Origin of the sequence: Wolbachia endosymbiont (group B) of Xanthorhoe designata (genome assembly GCF_964028585.1) — a bacterium.
In the GTDB taxonomy this organism is placed as follows: domain Bacteria; phylum Pseudomonadota; class Alphaproteobacteria; order Rickettsiales; family Anaplasmataceae; genus Wolbachia.
Window position 1 is genome coordinate 1,259,683 of record NZ_OZ034794.1, and the last position, 20,935, is coordinate 1,280,617.

A 20,935-nucleotide genomic window follows, 5' to 3' on the forward strand; every position below is an offset into this window, starting at 1 on the left:
CATTTATACTATATATAGCCTAGCATATATTACGTAATTTTTCAAGAACATATTCACTATAACAGAAGACTTTCTTATTTGCCTCTAAAACACCTGCAAACCATATAATAAGAGAATATTATAATATTTAGTGTAATACTATACAATGTGATAAAATATAGTATAATACTAGCATACCACTGAATTAATACTGAGATATTCCTTTGCTTGATCAGTTAAAACACGTCCTCTTGGTGTGCGCTTTACGAAACTGACCTTGATTAAATAAGGTTCTACTGTTTCTTCAATATTGCCAACATCTTCAGATAGTGCAATAGATATGGTGTCAATTCCAACAGGTCCTGAGGTGTTAAACAAAAATCTTAGATAATCCATATCTAATTTATTTAGTCCCATTTTATCTATACCCAATTTTGACAGTGCAGAACCGGCGATTTCATGGGTAATTTTTTTATCATCTTTTACTTCAACAAAATCTCTTATTCTTCTGAGTAATCTCAAAGCAATTCTTGGAGTACCGCGGGCACGGCAGGCAATTTCCTGCACAGCATCCTTTTCGATTTCAGCACAAAGAACTCTTGCACCTCTTTTTATAATATCAACCAGTTCCTCAAAAGAATAAAACTCAAGATGTAGGGGAATACCAAAACGATCCCTCAGCGGTGCAGAAAGCAGTCCAAGCCGTGTTGTTGCCCCAATCAGTGTAAATGGTGGTAAATCTATTCTTAAAGTTCTGGTAGATGGGCCCTCACCTACTAGTATATCTAGGCAAAAATCTTCCATAGCAGTATACAAAACTTCCTCAATGCTACGATTTAATCTATGGATCTCATCGATAAATAGAACATCTTTTGCATTTAAAGTAGTGAGCACTGAAGCTAAGTCCCCAGCTTTACTAAGCAATGGACCAGAAGTTGCACGAAAGCTAACCCTTAACTCCTTAGAGACAATTTGTGCTAAAGTTGTTTTACCAAGCCCCGGAGGACCACAGAGCAATACGTGATCCAAAGCTTCAGCTCTCGTCTGTGCAGCATTTATAAACACTTTTAAATTTTGTATTAAGTCTTTTTGCCCGACAAAATCATCAAGTTGCTCAGGCCTGATATTTAAATTACGTACATCTTCAGAGTATTCCTTACTACATGATATTGACTTCATATTGTTTTAAGCGCCATACGAATAATATCTTTAGTGTCCAAGTTTGGTGATTCATCTTCTATTTTTTTTATTGTATCATAAGCTTTTGTTCTTTCATATCCAAGATTGATCAAAGCTGAAAGAGCATCTTCACTAATTGAGTGAAAATGATTGTTATTTGTCTCTAATTTACTTACTTTACCATTCAGCTCAGTAATAACTCGATTTATGAGTTTTAGGCCAAGTCCACTCACCTTAAGTGCTAGTTTATCCTCATTTATAATTGCCAAAAACAGTTGCTCTGGAGTTAATTTGCTCAAAATTGACATTGCGGTTTTATAGCTGACACCGCTCACTTTAACTAATAAACGCAGACACTGCTGTTCTTCTTTACTTATAAAGCCATATAGCTGAGTAACGTTTTCTCTGCTATTTACATAAGTGTCGATAAGTAATTTTACTCTACTTCCAATCGAACAAGCACTTAAAGTTTTGGCTGAAAGATATACTATGTAGCCAACATCATTCACATTCAGGATTATGTGATCGCTACACACCTCATCAACTATTCCTCTTAGATTTCCTATCATTTTTAGTACTTTATAAAATTCAGTTTAAATGCTCCTGAATCTTAGGTCAAGCAAACGAACATTATAGAAGTGATTCCAGTTTCAATCATTGTAGACAGGTTTGCAGGAAATCTATTTGAATATATTATTCCGGACCAGTATGTGACTGGACCACGGAGTTACTTCAGCAGCAGAATTGCGGTCTATTAACTAAGTAATAGAAATTTCTATCTTTGGCAAAATAAAGGTAATTGTTTGCTGTTTGCAAAAATATTTGCATAATTTAAGTAACATTACTTGATAAGAATTAACTATGGAGCTTAATAAGATTGCAGCATCGATTTTACTTTCTGGATTAATAATTATGATAGTTAGTAATGTAGTTGATATGCTCTATAACCCAGAGGATTATAAAATTGAACACCAAACAATAGTAGCAGCCAGCAATGAACCTCAGCAAAAGATTGAACAAGTGGCACTTGATATTGGGGAGCTCATGCAAAATGCTAGCTTTGAAAAGGGGAAGTCAGCAGCAAAAAAATGTATAGCTTGCCACAGTTTTGAGAAAGGTGGAATGAATAAAGTAGGACCAAACTTGTGGAACGTAGTTGAAAATAAAAAGGCCCATCTTCACAGTTCATTCAATTACTCAAAAGCACTGCTTGAAAAAGGTGGAAAATGGGGATATGAAGAATTATTTACTTTTTTAAAAAATCCAAAAGCCTATATAAAAGGTACACGTATGGCATTTGCAGGCATTTCCAATCCACAAGAAATTGCAGATCTAGTCAGCTATTTGCGTTCGATGAGCGATAGTCCGGTTGCCTTGCCAAAGTAGTATGAATTATTGTAAATTACTTAATGGAAGCAATGACCATATAGCATATCGAAAGCTACAAGGAAATAAAGCTTCCATAGTTTTTTTTGGTGGTTTTGCATCCAATATGGATGGAACTAAAGCAACTGCCATTTACAAATTTTGCCAAGAAAATGATGTAGCACTTGTGCTCTTTGATTATTTTGGCCACGGTAATTCAAGCGGTGACTTCGCTGATTATACAATAAGTGATTGGCAAAAAAATTGTGCTAAAGTGATAAGCGAATTAACTAGCAGCAAACAAATAATTATAGGCTCAAGTATGGGGGGATGGCTGATGCTGCTCACTGCCCTTCAATTTCCAGAAAAAACTGCAGCGCTAATTGGTATATCGTCCGCTCCTGACTTCACTGAAGATTTAATATTTAATCAATTGTCGGGTAGGCAAAAAGAAGAGCTGTGTTCTAAAGGTGTAATAGATTTTACTTCAGGGCACTGCGCATACAAAATAACTAAAAATTTGATCGAGGATGGCAGAAAGAATCTCCTTTTAAATCAAGAAACAATAGATATAAACTGTCCTGTGCGTTTATTGCACAGCATTAACGATAGAGATATTCCTTATCAAATTTCATTAAATTTAGCTAAAAAAATCAAATCAACAGACGTTGAAGTACACTTAATAAAATCAGCAGAGCACAATATGTCTGATAATTATTCACTGAAAATTTTATTTAAGACCATCAGAGAATTTTTACCAGAAGAAATATATAATTGAAGTAGCTCAGATTTGCAAGGTATGTTTATCTGGAATTATAGCTTCAGCAGTAAGCAATGTTACTCTTAATGACCTCAATATTTTCCCTTGGCAACTCTTTGATGAATCGAGAAGTGTACATTGGTTGCCATTGGTTATTCATTTCCCTTCTGTCTGCACATGAAATGATTAACCTTTCCTTTGCCCTGGTTATGCCAACATATGCAAGTCTCCTTTCTTCTTCTAAAGCTTTACCACTTTTATCTTCAAAAGATCTTTGATGAGGAAATAATCCCTCTTCCCAACCAGGTAGAAACACGCACGGGAATTCAAGTCCTTTGGCTGCATGAAGAGTCATAACATATACGGTGTCATCGTTATTCATATTATCCACTTCCATCACTAGACTTATGTGCTCCAAGAAAGTTGTGGCATTATCGAAATTTTTTAAAGATGAGATGAGCTCCTTGACATTTTCTATTCGTACTAAGCCTGTTACCTCCTCATTTTCAAGCATTTCAATATACCCTGATTGGTTTGCTACGATTTTAACGAATTCATGCAGTGGTTTTACACTTACTATTTCCTCCCAAGCTTTAATTTTATTTAAAAAATCATTTAGTGAGAGTTTAATTCTTTCGGTTACTTGATCACTATTAACCAATATTTTTGCTGCCTCAAAAAAAGAAATTTTGTTATCCTGAGCAGTCGTGTATATTTTCTTTAGAGTTGTAGCTCCTATGCTTCTTTTTGGCCGATTTACGATCCTTTCGAAAGCTAAGTCATCGTTATTGTTTGTAACGAATCTTAAATATGCAATTATATCCCTGACTTCCTGACGTTCGTAGAATTTTACACCACTTATAATCTTGTAGGGAATTGAATATTTTATAAAATACTCTTCCAGAACTCTAGTCTGAAAAGTCGCCCTTACCAGCACTGCAATGTCACTAAATCTGTATTTATTGAGCTTTAATATCTGTTCGCTTATGAACCTTGCTTCAGCTTTTCCGTCCCATAATTTTATTAGATTTACCTTTTCCCCTTCAACGTTTGTTGTCCACAATTTTTTTTCTAAGCGAGTCTTATTGTGATTGATAACATATGACGCAGTTGCAAGTATGTGGGATGTTGACCTGTAGTTACACTCCAGTTTAAAGGTTTTTGCATTTTTAAAATCATCGGAAAATTTCAAAATATTTTCAACTTCTGCACCACGCCAACTGTATATCGACTGGTCATCATCTCCTACACAGCAAATATTTGAATGCTCTTTTGCAAGGTATTTTAGCCAAAGATATTGTATTGCATTTGTATCTTGATACTCATCTACCATGACATACTTAAACTTGTTTTGGTAGTAAGATAGAGCCTCAGTCTTTTTATTAAAAAGTTGTATGTTATATAACAATAAGTCACCAAAATCGACAGAGTTAAGGAATTTTAACCTTTCCTGATACTGGTAATAGACTTTGAGTGCAGTTACGTAAACTGGCCTAAATGATTGAACATCTTCCACTTCAGACGGCAATAAACACTTCTCTTTCCACTGCTGGATGATATTCATAATGGTCTTACATTTTTCTGATAGGTAATCAGGGCTTATTTCATTAATAATATTTTTTATTACCTGTAATTGATCGTCCACACCAATAATTGTAAAATTGCAATTTAAGCCTACAATTTCAGCATGATGACGTAAAATTTTCGCTGCAATTGCATGGAAAGTGCCAAGCCATGGTATGTTTGTACCCGTTAGCTCAAGCACTCTTGATACCATCTCATTTGCTGCTTTATTTGTAAATGTAACTGCTAAGATCTCATCAGAGTAAGCATAGCCATTTCGAATTATGTGCGCTATCCTTGAAGTGATCGTTCTTGTTTTTCCTGTTCCGGCTCCTGCTAGTATCAAAACTGGTCCATTCACGTTAGTTACAGCTAATTGTTGCTCTGGATTTAGCAGTGAGAGATAATCGTTCATTGAAGCCCTATAGACTATAACTTCGTAAAGTTAAACCTATGATCCAAATATTGTAAAGATTTTATTGAATAGAACAGTTTAAAGAATGCTTCACTCAAGTACTACATATTTAAACGTAGGTTTTTTATCTATCTTGTTTTAGTAGCTTCAGGTGTATGTCGAGTAACAACAACTTGATTTGAGGTATTGGCACTAGAGCTTCTGCTTGTTGGATGAATAGGTGGAGTTTGGAATGGCTTATATGTACGGTTTAGCTCCTTCATTTCTACTTCTTCAGCTTCAACAAGGAGTTTTTCCTTTGGGGTATAGTGATTACACATTGCAGGTCGTTCAGTGAGATTTTCATATGTTTCTTTCAACCAAGCTCCAATATCATATATAAATCCATATGCTTTTTCTTTAAATTCTCTCAATGATCTACTGAAACTCGCTAATGTGTTATTAAAGTAAATTGTCATATAGTCTCTTGTGGTGTATTGATAACTTTCTCCATTTAATCTGCTACTTTGTGCGTTAGAACTATTGTTGCTTTTGAAATAACCAAATATGTTGTACATTTTGAGCTATCGCTGACTATTAATATGTATACATTATATATTAATAAATCAAGATTGTCAAGAGTGTTTATTGCATTACTGAGGAGCTGAAGCTTGTAGTACGATGTTTTCAAATCTTTAATATAGTATTGACTTTACAGCAACAATTACCTTAAGTTAGTAACTATTGTTGCAGTTAAAAGTATCAATGCATTTTTTCTTTTATTTTTTTGCAATTCTAAGCATCTTATCTGCTGTTTGTGTAATTAGCGTAAGGAATCCTGTGCATGCAGTGTTATTTTTACTTTTCACTTTCGTTAACTCTGCAGTGCTTTTTATTCTCCTTGGAGCTGAATTCATTGCTATGATGGTGCTAATAGTATACATCGGTGCAGTTGCAGTGTTGTTCCTCTTTGTAGTTATGATGCTCGATATTGATTACATAAGGTTGCGCCAGGGTTTTGCGAAGCATTTCACTCTTGATGCTATATTATGTGTTGTGTTTTTTCTAGTCATCAGCTTTGTAATCCGCAGCTCAGCACCCAACATAAGCAATGTTATAAACTATAATACTAATAACGTGAAAGCTATTGGTAATTTGCTCTACACTGACTACATGTACGCTTTTCATCTCTCTGGTATTCTGCTGCTTGTTGCAATTGTTGGTGCAATTGCTCTTACTTTGCAGGACAAGAAAAAAAGAGTTAAAAAACAGAATGTATTAAAGCAATTGATACAATCTTCATCTGTAAAATTGGTTAAGGCTAAATTTGGAAAAGGAGTAGAATGGAAATAGGATTAAATCACTTTTTGATAATTGCTGCTGTTTTGTTCACTATTGGGATGTGTGGTATTTTCATCAACCGTAAGAGCATAATCAACATACTGTTATCAATAGAAATATTATTGCTGGCGATTAACATCAATTTAGTTGCTTTTTCTGCCTTTATGAATGATATAGTTGGGCAAATTTTTGTGATGTTTGTGTTGACTGTTGCGGCAGCAGAGTCAGGAGTTGGGCTTGCAATATTGGTTGTATATTATAGAATCCGTGGCAATATAGACGTTGAACAAGCAAATTTAATGAAAGAATGAAAGTATGATAGATATACTGAAATTAATAGTATTTCTGCCACTTTTTGGTTCATTGTTTGGAGCGTTTTTTAGAAAAAGTCAGTTAGTTACAACGGCAGGGATTGGAATATCTGCAGTTTTATCTTGGTATGTTTTTCTCACCTTCTCTGAAAATTATCACTTGAGTTTATTTCCTCTATTTTCATTAAGTGTATTAAAAGTAAATTGGGCAATTAATGTGGATGCTCTCTCATCCTTAATGCTTATTGTTATTACCACCGTTTCACTGGTAGTCCACCTCTATTCTATCGGTTATATGGAGCATGATAAGGGGAAGTCGAGGTTTTTTTCTTACCTATCGCTATTTACGTTTTGCATGATTGTGCTGGTTGTAAGCGATAATTTTGTGCAGCTTTTTTTTGGCTGGGAAGGGGTTGGCCTGTGTTCTTATTTACTCATAGGATTTTGGTTCCAAAAATATTCTGCAAATAATGCGGCAATTAAAGCATTTGTTGTGAATAGGGTAGGAGATTTTGCACTATTGATTGGGATCTTTCTCATTTATTATACATTTCACTCTTTGAAATTTACTGAAATTTTTGACACAGCTGATTTTCTTGGCACGCAGAACATTAGAGCATTCTGCTGTGAATTTAAAATAATTCATATAATATGCATATTACTTTTTATTGGCTGTATGGGTAAATCTGCACAGCTTGGTTTACATGTTTGGTTGCCAGATGCAATGGAAGGGCCAACCCCTGTTTCTGCACTCATTCACGCAGCAACGATGGTAACAGCAGGTATATTTTTAGTAGCAAAATGTTCTCCATTATTTGAGCTATCAAATGTGGCACGAGAATTAATAGTTATTGTTGGTGCACTTACTGCTTTTTTTGCAGCCACCGTTGCGATTACTCAGGATGATATAAAAAAAATAATTGCTTATTCAACCTGCAGTCAACTTGGTTATATGTTCATGGCATGTGGGCTTTCTGCTTACAATGTTGCTATTTTTCATTTAATGACACACGCTTTTTTTAAAGCTCTACTATTTCTTGGTGCTGGCAATGTAATTCATGCAATGCATCATGAGCAAAGCATTCAGAAAATGGGAAATTGCTGGAAGAAAATCCCTTGCACTTACACTCTCATGTGGATTGGGTCTCTTGCGCTTTCTGGAATATTTCCATTTGCAGGTTTTTACTCAAAGGATTTGATAATTGAACATGCTTATAGCACGGATAGCTTTGCTTTTGTAATAAGCTTAGTTGTTGCATTCTTTACAGCATTCTACTCTTGGAGGTTGTTGCTTCTTGTGTTCCATAGCCAAAAACAAAGTAAAATTAATATACATGAAGCACCAAAGATTATGCTTATACCATTACTGATACTTGCTTTTGGATCGGTATTTTCTGGAGTGTGGGGAGCAAATATTTTGAACATAACTAGTAATGCGTTTTGGAAATCAAGTTTAATGATGATTGATGAGCATGGAGTTCATAATTTCTTTATAAAACTACTGCCAACCTTAGCAAGCCTAAGTGGAATAGCACTTGCGTACCTAATTTACCAATATCAAGTAATTAGGCAAATTAAGAGTAAATTTTTACTTAAGTTTTTGCAGAATAAATGGTACTTTGATGAGGTGTATGAGTTTGTTATAATTGCACCGATAAGGTTTATATCTAGGCTTCTATGGAAGTTTGATGTTAAGGCTATTGATTCATTTGGACCAAATGGTGTTGTAAGGTTGGTTAATGAATGTTCAAAAAGTTCTATAAAGTTACAAACTGGTTATATATTTGATTATGCATTTATTATGTTTGTTACTTTAATAATCGGCGCTTTATATATTATTGGAATTAAATAGAAGGTGTTGTTACTTAGTATATTCTTACTTCCACTGATAGGAGCGTTGATTTTATCCTCGATCAGGATTAATCATCAATCTATACACCTAAAATTCCTTGCCCTATTTTTTGCTATACTTCCATTTTTGCTTAGCATTGTAGCTTGTATAGAATTTGATTATAACAATGCGGACTTTCAGCTTGTCAGCTATCCAATCAAGAATGTAGGAATAGGGATAGATGGTATATCGTTGCTTTTCCTTCTGCTTACAACTTTCTTGTTTGTAATTTGTATACTCTATAACTGCAAAATGAGTTATACAACCCTTAGGCCATATATGGCATTATTTCTACTGCTTGAGAGTTTTGTAGTCGGTTTTTTCGTTTCACTGAATGCTATAAGCTTTTATGTGTTTTTTGAAGCTGTTTTAATACCAATGTTCTTTATTATTGGCATTTGGGGAGGGAAGCAAAGGATATATGCGACGTTTAAGTTATTTCTTTATACATTAACTGGCTCATTATTATTTCTGCTTGGCTTGGTGTATATCTATAGTACTTTTGGGACGTTTAATATACAAAAATTAGCTACATTAGTGCCAAACCTTGATCTTGAAGTGCAGTCATTGCTGTGGATTACATTTTTTATTTCTTTTGCAATAAAAGTACCTATGTTTCCATTTCACACTTGGCTTCCTGATGCGCATGTGCAATCACCAACTTCTGGATCTGTGATTTTAGCTGGCTTGCTTATTAAAATGGGGGGATATGGATTTTTAAGGTTTTCTATTCCAATGCTTCCTCAGGCAAGTTTGTATTTTTCAAATTTCGTTGTTGTGCTGAGCATTATTGCGGTGATATATGCTTCGCTAGTTGCGTTTGCTCAAGATGATATAAAGAAGTTAATAGCTTATTCTTCAATAGCACATATGGGGATCGTTACCGCTGGCCTCTTTTCATTTTGTGAGGAAGGAGTGCTGGGTAGTATATTTCAAATGATTAGTCATGGCCTTATTTCTGCTGCTTTATTTTTGTGTGCTGGAATGCTATATACTCGAACTGGGACTTTGGAGATTGCAAAATATTTTGGCATAGTAAACACAATGCCAAAATTTGGTTTTATGTTCATTTTATTTTCAATGGCTTCAATAGGGCTACCTGGAACATCTGGATTCATAGGTGAGTTTTTGGCTATGGTTGGAATGTTTAAGAGCATAGGGTTTTTTACAGGATTTATCGCACTTGGCACTATTTTAAGCGCAGTTTATATGCTGAATTTATGTAAGCAAATAATATGGGGGGTTAGCTATTCTAAATTATTAAATAACCGCTTGGATAGTATAGAATTTTCTGTCTTAATTCTGCTTGCAGTGTTTGTTATTTTGCTTGGATTCTACCCAACCCTTGCACTGAATTATTTGAAGCCATGTATGGCAAATTTGTTAGTCAAATATAATGCGCTATGAATTATATACAGATATTGCCGGAAACGTTCTCTATTATCTCCTCGTTAGTGTTGCTACTGCTTGGAATTATATTTAACCGCCGAACTATCAACTTATTAGCACTTGGCTGCACAGTGGTAACTTTGATTATTTTAATTATTTCGGCAGAAAACAATGAAATTTTTCTCTTTAATTCGTTGTTAAAACTCAATTTATACATCAGGTCAGCCCAAGGGTTAATTCTCAGCACAGGAATTTTAATACTTTTGATGCTGAATTTATCAAAATATGACTATAAATATGAATTTTCAATACTGATTCTTTTTGCGCTATTTGGCATGATAACTTTGGTTTCAGCAAATAGTCTGATTTCTTTTTATTTAGCTTTTGAGTTGATGAGTATATCTTTGTATGTTCTTGCGAGCTTTAATAAAGATTCGATTTATTCATGTGAAGCAGGAGTGAAATATTTTACACTTAGTGCACTATCTTCCTGCATTATGCTGTATGGTATGTCATTGCTTTATGGATATACAGGACAAGTCAATTTCTCTGAGCTCGGTTCATTCTTGCAAAACCATCAGATAACTTATGGAATAGTTTTTGGGTTAGTTTTTATCCTTATTGGTTTGTGTTTCAAGCTTGCTATTGCTCCTTTTCATATGTGGGCTCCAGATGTCTATCAAGGTGCACCTACCATAGTAACTGCGTTTTTTTCTACAGCTCCAAAAGCTGCACTTGTAACATTTTTAATTCGATTGATGAATGAAGAGTTAGTAAATGTAAAAAGTTATGTTCAGCCTATTTTCTTATACGTTTCAGCATTGTCTGTGCTTATCTCAGCTTTTGGGGCCTTGCGTCAGCAAAACTTAAAAAGGCTGCTTGCTTACAGTTCAATTGGTCACATTGGTTTCATATTTGCTTCACTTTCTATTTTTACACAAGCAGGAACAGATAGTGCCTTAATGTATTTGGTGATATATATCATCACAAGCATAGGGCTATTCTCATATCTCGTACAAATTGACGATGACGATTGTGATATTGCAAACTTGTCTGGTATAGGGAAGAAACGCCCAATTGTAGCATTTCATCTTTCTGTGCTGTTACTCTCGATGTCGGGAATACCTCCACTTGCAGGTTTTATCGCTAAATTTTTTATATTCAAAAGTTTAATAAATTCTGGCTTTATCAGCCTGTCTTTGATCCTTGTAATAGCGAGTGTGATATCATGCTACTATTATTTAAATATCATGAAAGTTATGTATTTTGATAAAGCTAGTGGTAATAAGGTTGCTTATTCTAAGGGTCTATTCATTATCACTTCAGTGGCTTCACTTATCAACCTCGTTCTTTTCTTATACGCAGAAGATCTTTACTCATTGATTGGTTCATTGACAAATTAACAATTTAGTGTTTATAATTAGTGATTAATTAATATTTTGTGGTGAAAAATGAGTAAAAGAAAAACTGTTTTGAAATTTTCAATTGCCGCTCTCTTGCTAGGAGGATCGAGCACTGTAGCTGTTTATATTTCCCTTATGTTGCTTTAGCAATTAAATTTGGTATTGTAATTTCTACAACTCCTCTGGCAATTTTTGCCATTTCTGTAGTTGCTGCATTAGCTTCAGTAATTACATTAGCAGCATTTACTATTTCTGCCATACGCAGTAAGGGTAAATCTAATAAGGTTAATAGCGAACCAAGAAGTAAAAATGAAGAAAAAGGACAAAGTCTAGTACAAGAAAAAGATGCACCTACTCCTACGCCACCGTTGCTTTCGCAAGAGCCTGAAAAGTCGGTTATTCCTATTCCACAACAACCACCAGTTGATGATCCAGTGGAAGAAACAGAAACACCGCAACCTGGAAACGTTATGGTTAATGGTGCTGATCAGCAAGCTAACCAAACAGAGGAATCGTTGCCACCATATCCAGAAACTACCTCGCCTCTGAATAGCATAAACCAGAATCAACCATGCGAACAAACTATAGAGAACACATTATTAGATTCATTGCCTTCTTATCCAAGCACGTCTTCTCCTCTAAACAGTCTAGATCAAACATTCCCTAGCTTACCAATATTTGTTAAATTACGGGTAGCACTTGATCAATTTAAACAGCAGCAGCATAATGGTATTGATTCTCACAAAGCTGATGATGTATGTAGTGTAACTTCAACTGACGTTTCAATAACTACATCTGTGTCTTGTTCTAATCATGCTAGTATGACAGATAGTTATACTTCTTGGAGTACTAATTGGGATGATTCAACTATACAATCACTAGCTTACCAACATGAATCATCTGTAACCTCAATAACTGAAGATGTGGAAAGCGGTCCTGAAGCAATTCCCTATAAAGTAAATGACAATAGGAATCCATATAGCAGTATGCAATCACCTGTATCATCAAGCTTTGATAACCGTAGCAACAGCTTACCTGAACAAAAGAGTTTTTGATACAATTAAGAAAATGATCCCTGAAACATTTGAGGGTTTTCATATTCATCATTACAAAGAAGTTTCAAGCACTAATAGAGAAGCGTTGGATTTAATTGATAAAGGAATATCAAATGAAACTGTTATTATTGCCGATAAACAAACAGAAGGCAGGGGGCGCACCGGAAAAAGTTGGGTTTCTCCAGAAGGTAATCTCTATGCGAGTTTGATAGTAAACCTCTTTAACGATTATCTAAGTGAAAATCAGTTTTCGGTGTCATTCCAGCGCGTGACGCTGGAATCTAGAAAAAAAGAAGAATGGTCAAGCACACAACTGTACAAACGTTGTGGTATTCCCACCAAGGATGATGTCATCCCAGTGCCCAGACACTGGGATCCAGAAAACTTAATTACAAATGGGCACATCAGGCAACTGTGTAATAAGAACTGGATTCCAGTGTCACGCACTGGAATGACATCGGATGGTGCTGGAATAACAGTAGGCTTAACGAGTCAAGTTAAAGACATCAGCAAATTAACAGAATTGACTTTTGTGACTGCTCTTGCTGTAGGGAATACTTTATTATCGTTAAATTTCTTGAATAATCAAACCCACTGCGGTGTCATTCCAGTGTGTGACACTGGAATCCATACTTTTTCTTCTGGATCCCAGTGTCAAAGCACTGGGATGACAAGAGATCCATTCATAAACGATCTCAATCTTCAATATAAATGGCCAAATGATGTTCTAATCGATGGCAAGAAAATAAGTGGAATATTGCTTGAAAGAAAGTCCAATTCGAATTGGCTGATTATAGGAATTGGAATTAATATCAATCATGCACCACTTCCAGGAACAACGTGCATTAGCAATTACGGTGAGTCTGTATCTAACATAGATCTATTAAAGGAATTAATAATAAATTTTAACAAGCTAAGAAAGCAATGGCTATTTGATGGGTTTTATGCTATAAGAGAAATGTGGTTAAAAAAAGCATTCAAAATGAATGAGCAAATCAGTGTAAAGTTAGCTGACAAATTGTATGAAGGAATTTTTGCTGATATAGATAAAAGTGGTAAATTGGTATTGCAGCAAAAGGATGGAAGCTTAATTTATTTTGATGCAGGTGAGTTATTTATTGGCAGTGCATTATGAATACATATGTAATTTTTGCTTACCTTATTAGTTTCATACTGATTGGTGGAAATTTGATTTTTACCGTTTCTTGCTATATAAAAAGTAAAAAAAACTTAGAAAACCTTAAAAGCACCAATGAAGAAGAAACATAAGCGATTAATTATAACTTCAGGAATTTTCTGCTTTTTAAGTTGTGCAGTTTTTTTTATTTTAACAACGCTCAAAGAAAATATCTCATTTTTCTATACAGTAAGTGAAGCCATAGTTTTGCCAAATAATCAAAAGCCAATCCGTGTTGGTGGAATGGTTGTTGAAAATAGCGTGATACGGAGCGAAAACGAAGTAGTTTTTCAAATGACAGATTTTAATAAGAGCGTTATGGTGAAATATCAAGGGATACTTCCACCGATGTTTTCAGAAAAAAGTGGTATTGTTGTGCAAGGTAAAATGTTTGATAATAGTACCTTTCTTGCAGATACAGTGTTTGCAAAACATGATGAGAACTATATGCCAAAAGTTTTAAAATAGATTCCCTAATTCAGCTGTATTGAAACGATATGTAGAGAGAGTAACAGCCTGCTAGCAAGCTGTTACTTTCCTAACTACTAGAGTATATCAAGATGGGTTGGTGCGTCCTCAAGTAACATATCATTTACTTTAGCTAGTAAATTTACTAGATCTTCTTTTTGTAATCCTCCTAAATTATTATTCAAGCTACCAATAAGCTTTATATTAATATCGTCAACTAATTGATCAATTGCGTTTTTAACAACCACACCACTAACCGGTTTGTTAAGGTTCTGTACATTCTGATCAAGACCTGTCTTAAGTGTAATATGATCAAGAGTTTTTATAGGTTGTCTGTTACTACTAACAATAACACTATTCGTACCTTGTAAAAGGTTTTGCGAGTTCTTACTCATATAAATGACCTCCATAAATCATTAAAGTTTAAATTATTTTTTAGTTTCACATGCAAACTATTTTTTCTTTTAACTCATAAACATTAATTTATAAGTATCCAAGTTCGCACTAAACATCTACTGCTGTAAATTCAGTACTAGTATCTTGAAAGACGTAAGGTGATAGATGTGCATTACCCAACTTTGCTTCACTTTGCTCAGGAAGCATCTGGTCAATCCTGCCTATAAAATCTTCTATCTTTTCATTTTGTTTTTCAAATTCCCCTTTTAATGCATTAATAATATCTTTAGACTGATCTTTATTGCAAACATCATCAATCACATTTTTTATTTTTTTGTAAGGCAGCTTGTGAATAATATTTTTTATAACTTCTGCATTTAGCTGATTCAAAAGTTCTGTAAATTGTTGGTTAGGCATTTTATAAGCAAAAGCTTGAAGTTTCTCTGAATTGTCAGCTAAAGACTCAATAATCATCTGAATCCTATCAGGATCATCAGTGAAACCTTGAGCAATTGTTTCGAGTTTCTCAGTATCAAGCTTATTAACTAAGTCTTTTAGTTGATCTTCCTGCAAGCTATTTACTAACTCTTTCAACTTATCACCTTCTAATTGTTTGGAAAGTATTGTCAAATGGTGCTCAGAGAAGCCTTTTACAAGCACCGTAAGTTGTTGTTCACTTAAAGTTTTAATAAGTGCTTTGAATTGATCCACTTTTAAGTGAGGTAAAATTTCTTTTACTTGCCATGTATTTAAGCCTTTTACTAAGCTTGCAAACTGACCTTGATCTAAAAAAGAAACAATTATATGTAACTTTTCTGGATTTAGTACCTGAGCAAGAGTTTGTAATTGGTGATTGGCTAGATGATCCACTAAAGTTTGGAATTGTTTATCTGTTAAGTCCTTTGCTAAGACTTGCAACTGGTTTGAGCTCAGCTCAGGAATTATTTTTTGCAGTTGCTCGTTACTAAGAGTATTGGCAAGGGTCTTTAGTTGGTCGTCTGTTAGTTTTTTGATAAAATCTGATAATACTTCTTCTTGTACAATCTCTTTATAATAATATGATATATTATTGCCCTCTTCATTGCCCTCTTCGTAATTTCCTATTAAGTTATCTATATACATTCCATGCTCGTTTGAAAAATAGAATTCATGAGTATTATCTTCTCTTAATTCTAGAGTGATATACTGGTATTCAGCAGGAAAATACAAAAGGAATAGATCGTCTAGAGCATCTATTGAAAATTTTAATTGTACCAATTTGTTGCCTAAGTATCCAAGAGAAAATTTTTGGAAGAATTTGTAAAGATAATCTATTTCCTTACCTCTCTCAGAGTCAAAATCTATTTGATTCATAAATTTATTTACCATGCAAGATCCATCATTGTTTGATATAATTACATGGTAGCCTTCACTTTTCGTTGGAAATAGTATTTCTTTCAATTCTATTTGAACATTACATTCGTATCTACTTGAATCTGGGTCATATTTAAGTATGCAGAGATTTAATTCTCCTTCATCTTCTTTCATGCAATGAATACCTGCTCCACGCTCAGAGATTCCTCTTGAACACAATTCTAAAGGTGAGTCTAACATTATATTGCTCTTGTCATCTAATCCTATAAAATCAACCCTGGCCAACATACCATCAATCTTAGGTCCCTCTCCATTTATAAGTTCTATGTCATTAATCTTATTAAATACCTTACCAGGCACCATCTTAAAAACATGCTTTTTTCCACTCATAAGTATTAATCAATTAATTATATCTATTCTAACATTTGTTGATTAATTTATTATTAAGTTAGTATATATTAGAATTATAATAACAAACATTACTTGCATAAAGAAAAGTTATAGAAAGAGGGATTTTTTAGGAAACTAGTATAAAATACTAATGGGCTAAAATAAGCTGACTTTATGATATGCTAGAACCTATATTGGTGGAGGCAAGCGGGATCGAACCGCTGACCTTCTGCGTGCAAAACAGATGCTCTACCAGCTGAGCTATGCCCCCAACTTTTGCTTAAAGCATAAATCACTCATGCTGAAATGCAAGAAATATTTATTTGTGAGGCTATTGCTAAATAGTGCACAAATTCTGCATTTATGTATAATTCTCTATCTTTTTAGAGTTGTATCTCAGCTTTACCAAATAAATCTGTTAATTAACAAGAAATTTTCCTTCAAAAATTTTTAATTAAATTATCACTAACGCAGTATATTATATAATTTATTTAACCACGCATGAAAATTTTAGTTTGATTAAAACAGATAAAAACTATATTACTGTTTAGTATAGCTGAAAAATAAAATGATCCCGTAGCTCAGCCGGTAGAGCAACTGACTTTTAATCAGTGGGTCACGCGTTCGAATCGCGTCGGGATCACTTAGAATCTTAAAAGCATGCTAAAAGAACAGGACAAAATATTCACAAACTTAAATGGTAAAGAAACACCACTACTTGAGGGTGCAAAAAAACGTGGTAGTTGGCAAAAAACAAAGGAATTACTGGATTTAGGATCAGAAAAAATCATTGATGAAGTAAAGAAATCTGGCTTGAAAGGTCGAGGGGGTGCAGGATTTTCTACTGGCCTTAAGTGGAGCTTTATGCCTAAAAATCCTTTAAAAGCGTATTTAGTAGTCAATGCAGATGAGTCAGAACCTGGTACGTGTAAGGATAGAGATATACTGCGATATGAACCACACAAGCTACTTGAGGGGATTCTTCTGGCTGGAAGAGCAATCAATGCGTCAGCTGCGTATATTTATATCAGGGGTGAATTTTATAATGAATATTTAGTTCTAAAAAAAGCACTTGAGGAAGCCTATAAAGAAAACTTAATTGGAAAAAATGCCTGCAAATCAGGTTATGATCTTGATGTGTTTATCCATAGGGGTGCAGGAGCTTACATATGTGGAGAAGAAACAGCTCAACTTGAATCAATTGAAGGAAAAAAGGGCTTTCCCCGCATGAAACCTCCATTTCCTGCAGGTGTTGGGCTTTTTGGCTGTCCAACTACAATAAACAACGTTGAAACTATAGCCATAGTTCCAGATATTCTAAATCGTGGAGGAGAGTGGTTTGCATCTCTTGGTAAACCAAATAATACTGGTACCAAGGTCTTTTGTATTTCAGGGCATGTAAATAATCCATGTAATGTTGAAGAAGAGCTCGGAATTTCACTGCGTGAATTAATTGAAAAATACGCAGGTGGAGTGCGAGGAGGTTGGGATAATTTACTTGCTGTAATACCTGGTGGATCTTCAGTCCCATTAATTCCAAAATCTATATGTGATACTATTGAAATGGATTTTGACTCATTAAGGGCTGCACAATCAGGGCTTGGTACTGCTGCTGTAATAGTGATGGATAAATCAACTGACATAATAGCTGCAATAGAAAGATTATCACATTTCTATATGCATGAGTCCTGCGGACAATGTACACCATGCCGTGAAGGCACTGGATGGATATGGAGAATTATGAGAAGAATGGTAGCAGGAAATATTAAACCTGGTGAAGTAGATAAGCTACTTGACCTTACAACTCAAATAGAAGGGCATACAATTTGTGCACTTGGCGATGCTGCAGCTTGGCCAGTTCAAGGATTAATCAGACATTTTCGTCATATAATTGAAGAGAGGATAGTAACTTATACTTTTAAGTGATTTTACTACTTAGCAGCTAAAGTTAAAGAATATTGATTTCCTTCCCTTTTAGGTGCTAATTCTACTTTTGCAATATCTTCAGCGTCTCTAATTAGCCGTTCTAATTTTTCCAGTCCAACTTCAGTGTTTATAAGCTCTCTCCCTCTAAATCTCATTGTGACTTTAATTCTATGTCCATGCACAAGAAAATCCCTTGTTTGACGCAATTTTGTTTCGTAGTCGTGATCACCAATATTAGGACCCAGTTTAATTTCTTTTATAGTTAATGTCTTTTGTTTCTTTTTTGCTTCACTTGCCTTCTTTTTTATATCATACTTCTGCTTGCTGTAATCCAGAATTTTACATACTGGAGGAGTTGAATCAGGTACAATTTCCACTAAGTCTAAACCGACATTCTGAGCAGATACCAAAGCTTGTTCTATTGGCACAATCCCGACCATTTCACCACTATGATCAACTAAGCGTACCTCCTTAGCTATGATGAATTCATTAATTCTGTTTTTATTGTTCTTTTTGACTTGCAAATTTTATCTCCATTAATTCAAATTAATACTTTTTAACAGCAATTCAGTAGCTTTCTCCAAAGAAAAAGACTCCTGTTTTTCCGATCCCAAGTTCCTCACTGACACAGTTTTATTTATAATTTCATTTTTGCCCATGATCCATAATATAGGTACCTTACTTGAACTATGTAAACGTATCTTATAGCTAATTTTTTCATTGGTCAAATCAGTTTTGATTCTCACACCTTGTTCTTTTAAAACGCTGCTGATTTCTGTAGCATAACCGTCAGCCTCATTTGTAATGGTCAGAATAGCAAGCTGTGTTGGAGCAAGCCAAACTGGAAATTTTCCTGCATAGTTTTCTATTAAAATTCCAATAAAACGCTCAAAAGTCCCAAGAATTGCCCTATGTAACATAACAGGGTGATGCTTGTGCCCGTCTGCTCCTATATAAAAAGCTCCAAGCCGCTCCGGTAAAATAAAATCAACTTGCAACGTTCCACATTGCCAATTTCTACCTATCGCATCTTTCAAAACAAACTCTAACTTTGGACCATAAAATGCACCTTCGCCAGGGCTCAGTTCATAACTCAAACCCGCTTCTTTAACAGCTTCAAGCAGCGCTTTTTCAGCTCTATTCCACACTTCATCATTACCTGCTCTAATATCTGGACGATCTGAAAATTTCACAGAAATTTCATTGAATCCAAGCTCTGAATATACTTCTTTTAAAAGGCCACAAAACTTTACAGTTTCAGAATTCACTTGTTTTTCCATACAAAAAATGTGTGCATCGTCTTGCGTAAAACCACGCACTCGCATCAGTCCGTGCAATGAGCCTGAGCTTTCATTCCTATGGCACGTGCCAAATTCTGCCATACGTATTGGTAGATCACGATAACTTCTGGTGTGATAATTAAAAATCTGCACATGGCAAGGACAATTCATGGGTTTTATTGCTAGCTTTTTGCTTTCAGATTCATCAACAATAAACATATTTTCACGAAACTTATCCCAATGTCCCGATTTTTCCCACAGCTCTTTACTTACTAAAATAGGAGTTTTTACTTCAAAATAGCCATTACTTATCAATTTCTTTCTTATATAAGACTCAAGAACATTATATAGAGTATATCCTTGCTCATGCCAAAAAATTTGTCCAACAGCTTCCTCTTGAATGTGAAATAAATCCATATCCTTAGCAATTTTACGATGGTCACGTTTTTCTGCTTCCTCCAGACGTTTAAGATAAGTATTTAATTCATCCTTATTTCTCCACGCGGTGCCATATATTCTTTGCAACATTGGGCCCTTAGAATCGCCACGCCAGTATGCACCTGCTACTTTCATAAGTTTAAACGCTTTAACTCTGCCAGTTGATGGTGAGTGCGGACCACGACATAGGTCTACAAAGTTGCCTTGTTTATAAACAGTTAGGTTTTCGTTTTCTGGTATTGATGAGACAATATCAACCTTGTATCTTTCACCTATATCACTAAAGAAATCAATTGCCTGCTTACGAGTCCAAACTTCTCGGACGAATCTGTGGTTACTTTTTATAATTTCCTTCATTTTTTTTTCTATTGCAGCAAGATCGTCCGTGGTAAAGGTACGATCTGTAGCAAAATCATAGTAGAAACCATCTTGAATTGTTGGCCCGATAGTAATCTGAGTATTAGGAAAGAGCTCTTTTACTGCCTGCGCCATTATATGAGCAGCATCATGCCTTATTATATCTAAACCCGCTTCGTCACTCAGTTGTATTACCTCTATCTCTGTATCAGATTCAATTTCATGTGAGAGATCATACAACTCACCACTTACCTTAAAGGCAATTGCTTCTCTCAAAGCATCCGGTTGTAATATATCAAAGCCAGTGACTCTACCACTGTATTCTTTTACTTTTTGTTCGGCTAAAAAGGTAACTTTTATCATTCATTAGACCTTTTATCATCCCAGTGCTTGACACTGGGATTCATGTTTCTTTCTTTTCTAGATTCCAGCGTCACGCGCTGGAATGATACCAAAAAGTGAGCTACTGATCTTTCAGTTAAATAACAGTTGTACAAAAGATCTACTACATACTTGCTGT

20 protein-coding genes and 2 tRNA genes are annotated in these 20,935 nt (G+C 34.8%); 12 read left to right on the plus strand and 10 right to left on the minus strand.

Annotated features, from left to right (window positions below; all coding sequences use genetic code 11):
- Positions 1-168: 168 nt before the first annotated feature.
- Together ruvB and ruvA are read right to left on the minus strand one after the other, a co-directional pair.
- Entirely contained in the window at positions 169-1,158 is a 990-nt protein-coding gene (gene ruvB / locus ABWU64_RS06255; RefSeq protein ID WP_353279540.1) for a Holliday junction branch migration DNA helicase RuvB, read from the minus strand.
- Positions 1,155-1,727 carry a Holliday junction branch migration protein RuvA gene (gene ruvA / locus ABWU64_RS06260; RefSeq protein WP_015588234.1) on the minus strand — a complete coding sequence of 191 codons (573 nt, stop codon included), beginning with the start codon at positions 1,725-1,727 and terminating at the stop codon, positions 1,155-1,157. The genes ruvB and ruvA overlap by 4 nt, the downstream gene beginning before the upstream one ends.
- A gap of 292 nt (positions 1,728-2,019) precedes the next feature.
- Here ruvA and ABWU64_RS06265 point away from each other — a divergent pair, with 292 nt between their 5' ends.
- Both ABWU64_RS06265 and ABWU64_RS06270 read left to right on the plus strand, forming a co-directional pair.
- Positions 2,020-2,544: a c-type cytochrome gene (locus ABWU64_RS06265; RefSeq protein WP_015588235.1), complete on the plus strand. Its 525-nt coding sequence runs from the start codon at positions 2,020-2,022 to the stop codon at positions 2,542-2,544.
- 1 nt (position 2,545) lies between these two features.
- Positions 2,546-3,301, plus strand: a complete 756-nt coding sequence (locus ABWU64_RS06270) for an alpha/beta hydrolase (protein WP_015588236.1) — start codon at positions 2,546-2,548, stop codon at positions 3,299-3,301.
- Between the two features lie 43 nt (positions 3,302-3,344).
- Here ABWU64_RS06270 and ABWU64_RS06275 read toward each other — a convergent pair whose 3' ends face one another.
- Positions 3,345-5,261 (minus strand): ATP-dependent helicase, encoded by a 1,917-nt coding sequence (locus tag ABWU64_RS06275; RefSeq protein WP_353279541.1) that lies wholly within the window; start codon positions 5,259-5,261, stop codon positions 3,345-3,347.
- Between the two features lie 128 nt (positions 5,262-5,389).
- On the minus strand, positions 5,390-5,818 hold the full coding sequence (locus ABWU64_RS06280; RefSeq protein ID WP_353279542.1) for a hypothetical protein: 429 nt from the start codon (positions 5,816-5,818) through the stop codon (positions 5,390-5,392).
- A gap of 187 nt (positions 5,819-6,005) precedes the next feature.
- Here ABWU64_RS06280 and ABWU64_RS06285 point away from each other — a divergent pair, with 187 nt between their 5' ends.
- From ABWU64_RS06285 to ABWU64_RS06305, 5 genes are read left to right on the plus strand one after another with little or no spacing between them, the layout of a single operon-like run.
- Positions 6,006-6,593, plus strand: coding sequence for an NADH-quinone oxidoreductase subunit J (locus tag ABWU64_RS06285; RefSeq protein WP_353279865.1), 588 nt, complete (start codon positions 6,006-6,008; stop codon positions 6,591-6,593).
- Positions 6,584-6,892 carry an NADH-quinone oxidoreductase subunit NuoK gene (gene nuoK / locus ABWU64_RS06290; protein ID WP_353279543.1) on the plus strand — a complete coding sequence of 103 codons (309 nt, stop codon included), beginning with the start codon at positions 6,584-6,586 and terminating at the stop codon, positions 6,890-6,892. The genes ABWU64_RS06285 and nuoK overlap by 10 nt, the downstream gene beginning before the upstream one ends.
- Positions 6,893-6,896: 4 nt before the next feature.
- Positions 6,897-8,744, plus strand: coding sequence for an NADH-quinone oxidoreductase subunit L (gene nuoL, locus ABWU64_RS06295; protein ID WP_341815622.1), 1,848 nt, complete (start codon positions 6,897-6,899; stop codon positions 8,742-8,744).
- A gap of 3 nt (positions 8,745-8,747) precedes the next feature.
- A complete protein-coding gene (locus ABWU64_RS06300; RefSeq protein ID WP_353279544.1) occupies positions 8,748-10,190 on the plus strand; it encodes a NuoM family protein in 1,443 nt (480 codons plus the stop codon).
- Positions 10,187-11,575: an NADH-quinone oxidoreductase subunit N gene (locus ABWU64_RS06305; protein WP_341815620.1), complete on the plus strand. Its 1,389-nt coding sequence runs from the start codon at positions 10,187-10,189 to the stop codon at positions 11,573-11,575. Before ABWU64_RS06300 ends, ABWU64_RS06305 begins: the two co-directional genes overlap by 4 nt.
- 133 nt (positions 11,576-11,708) lie before the next feature.
- Here the strand turns inward: ABWU64_RS06305 and ABWU64_RS06310 are convergent, their stop codons facing one another.
- On the minus strand, positions 11,709-11,834 hold the full coding sequence (locus tag ABWU64_RS06310; RefSeq protein ID WP_353279545.1) for a hypothetical protein: 126 nt from the start codon (positions 11,832-11,834) through the stop codon (positions 11,709-11,711).
- A gap of 109 nt (positions 11,835-11,943) precedes the next feature.
- Between ABWU64_RS06310 and ABWU64_RS06315 the strand changes: the two genes are divergently transcribed.
- From ABWU64_RS06315 to ccmE, 3 genes are all read left to right on the plus strand, one after another.
- Entirely contained in the window at positions 11,944-12,630 is a 687-nt protein-coding gene (locus tag ABWU64_RS06315) for a hypothetical protein (protein ID WP_353279546.1), read from the plus strand.
- 13 nt (positions 12,631-12,643) lie between these two features.
- Positions 12,644-13,765, plus strand: a complete 1,122-nt coding sequence (locus ABWU64_RS06330; RefSeq protein WP_410541961.1) for a biotin--[acetyl-CoA-carboxylase] ligase — start codon at positions 12,644-12,646, stop codon at positions 13,763-13,765.
- A gap of 117 nt (positions 13,766-13,882) precedes the next feature.
- Positions 13,883-14,275 carry a cytochrome c maturation protein CcmE gene (gene ccmE / locus ABWU64_RS06335; protein WP_353274491.1) on the plus strand — a complete coding sequence of 131 codons (393 nt, stop codon included), beginning with the start codon at positions 13,883-13,885 and terminating at the stop codon, positions 14,273-14,275.
- A gap of 77 nt (positions 14,276-14,352) precedes the next feature.
- On the opposite strand, the gene ABWU64_RS06340 is transcribed toward ccmE, so the two are convergent.
- From ABWU64_RS06340 to ABWU64_RS06350, 3 genes are all read right to left on the minus strand, one after another.
- A complete protein-coding gene (locus tag ABWU64_RS06340; RefSeq protein ID WP_353279547.1) occupies positions 14,353-14,670 on the minus strand; it encodes a hypothetical protein in 318 nt (105 codons plus the stop codon).
- 109 nt (positions 14,671-14,779) lie between these two features.
- Complete coding sequence (locus tag ABWU64_RS06345; RefSeq protein WP_353279548.1) at positions 14,780-16,414, minus strand: MgtE intracellular N domain protein; 1,635 nt, start codon at positions 16,412-16,414, stop codon at positions 14,780-14,782.
- 195 nt (positions 16,415-16,609) lie between these two features.
- Positions 16,610-16,685 (minus strand) — tRNA-Ala (locus ABWU64_RS06350).
- A 299-nt stretch (positions 16,686-16,984) separates the two neighbouring features.
- Between ABWU64_RS06350 and ABWU64_RS06355 the strand changes: the two genes are divergently transcribed.
- A tRNA-Lys gene (locus ABWU64_RS06355) sits at positions 16,985-17,057 on the plus strand.
- 17 nt (positions 17,058-17,074) lie between these two features.
- Positions 17,075-18,340: an NADH-quinone oxidoreductase subunit NuoF gene (gene nuoF, locus ABWU64_RS06360; RefSeq protein ID WP_341815614.1), complete on the plus strand. Its 1,266-nt coding sequence runs from the start codon at positions 17,075-17,077 to the stop codon at positions 18,338-18,340.
- A gap of 5 nt (positions 18,341-18,345) precedes the next feature.
- On the opposite strand, the gene infC is transcribed toward nuoF, so the two are convergent.
- Together infC and thrS are read right to left on the minus strand one after the other, a co-directional pair.
- On the minus strand, positions 18,346-18,864 hold the full coding sequence (infC, locus tag ABWU64_RS06365) for a translation initiation factor IF-3 (protein WP_341815613.1): 519 nt from the start codon (positions 18,862-18,864) through the stop codon (positions 18,346-18,348).
- A gap of 12 nt (positions 18,865-18,876) precedes the next feature.
- Positions 18,877-20,778: a threonine--tRNA ligase gene (thrS, locus tag ABWU64_RS06370; protein ID WP_353279549.1), complete on the minus strand. Its 1,902-nt coding sequence runs from the start codon at positions 20,776-20,778 to the stop codon at positions 18,877-18,879.
- Between the last annotated feature and the right edge of the window lie 157 nt (positions 20,779-20,935).